The following is a 1,515-nucleotide window of genomic DNA, read 5'->3' as shown; positions in this document are numbered from 1 at the left end:
GTTTTTTTGAGCGTGACTTGTCCAACGCCTCGCGCAGGATCTCGGCCTCCAGCGTTTTGCGGCCAAGCTGGCGTTCGAGTTCACGGATGCGATCTGAACCGCCCCGGGTTTACCGGAGAGTTTTTGGTTCAATGATTAGGCTGCTTTTTCAGCAGCGTTCAAGCTTGCATAGAAGGCCTCCTCTGCTTCTTGTGGCGTGACGTAGCCAATGGCGCTGTGCAGGCGGGTGTTGTTATACCAGTCGACCCATTTCAGGGTTTCCCATTCGACCTGACCAACGGACTTCCAGGGGCCAAGGAACTTGATGACCTCGGTTTTGAACAGGCCGATGATGCTTTCGGCCAGAGCATTGTCGTAGGAATCCCCGACACTGCCAACCGAGGTGTCGATCCCGGCCTCGGCAAGCCGCTCGGTGTATCGGATCGACAGGTATTGGCTGCCCCGGTCGCTGTGATGGATCAGTTTGTCAGCCTCGGACGGCGCCCTCTGGCAGATGGCCTGGTTCAGTGCATCGAGAACAAAACCGGTCGTCATCGAGGTGGAGACGCGCCAGCCGACGATCTTGCGGGCGAAGACGTCGATGATGAAAGCCACGTAGACCATCCCTTGCCAGCTTGAGACATAGGTGAAGTCGCTGACCCAGAGCTGGTTCGGCATGTCCGCCACGAAGGCTCGGTTCACCTTGTCGTCCGGGCAAGGCTGAGCCGCATCGGGGTTGGTCGTGATGACTTTCTTGCCCCGCACAACACCCTGTAATCCCATGACCTTCATCAACCTCTCCACTGTGCAACGGGCGATGTCATGCCCCTCGCGGCGCAGCTGGTGCCAGACCTTGCGCGCGCCATATCGGCCCCGGCTACCATCGAAGGCCTCCTTGATGGCAGCCTTGTCCAGATGATCCTGCCTGGTCCGGTCCGATGCGAGGTCCGGATCACGCTCCACGGCCTTGAAGCCATAATACGTCGATGGTGCGATCCCCAGAACCCGGCAGATCGGCCCGACACCATGGACAGAACCGTGATCGTCGACGAACGCGATCATTTGCGGAACGGGCGGTCGAGCTCCGCCGCCGCGAAATATGCGCTGGCCTTCTTCAGGATCTCGTTGGCCTGGCGCAGTTCGCGGTTCTCGCGCTCCAGGGCCTTGATCCGTGCCTTCTCTTCGCTCGTCGGCCCGGACAGCTCGCCTGCATCACGCGCCGCGCGCCGGCACCAGTCCCGCAGGCTAAAAGACGAACAGCCCAGCTTCGAGGCAATTGCCCGGTAGGCGGCACTGTCGCTGCTGTAATCAGAACGATGTTCGCGGAAAAGCCGAACGCCGCGCGCGCGGAACTCCGCCGTGTAGCTCGGGGTGTGTTTCTTGTCTGTCATGAGGCTCACCTTTTGAGAGTTTTACTCTCCGGTAAACCCGGGGCGGTTCAATCTTCCATCTGTCGGACGACCTTGTTGCTGGTCACGTCATCATCCTCTGACACGGCGACACTTCCTCCCTCCAGCATAAGCCTGCGCCAACGAT

The 1,515-nt window shown here is 59.9% G+C and carries 1 protein-coding gene and 1 other annotated feature; the gene reads right to left on the bottom strand.

What is annotated here, in order from left to right; all coding sequences use genetic code 11:
- Nucleotides 1-135 precede the first annotated feature (135 nt).
- A protein-coding gene (locus ABIE57_RS20480; RefSeq protein ID WP_454283837.1) for an IS3 family transposase occupies nt 136-1,370 on the bottom strand; the annotation gives its coding sequence in 2 pieces (ribosomal slippage) (nt 136-1,070 and nt 1,070-1,370; 1,236 coding nt in all).
- Nucleotides 967-1,083 (bottom strand) — a sequence feature (AL1L pseudoknot). It overlaps the preceding gene by 117 nt.
- Nucleotides 1,371-1,515: the final 145 nt, after the last annotated feature.

The organism is Roseovarius sp. MBR-6 (assembly GCF_040547525.1).
Taxonomy (GTDB): Bacteria; Pseudomonadota; Alphaproteobacteria; order Rhodobacterales; family Rhodobacteraceae; genus Roseovarius.
Note: the sequence above shows the minus strand (reverse complement) of the source record. Positions and strands in the feature narration are given on the sequence as shown.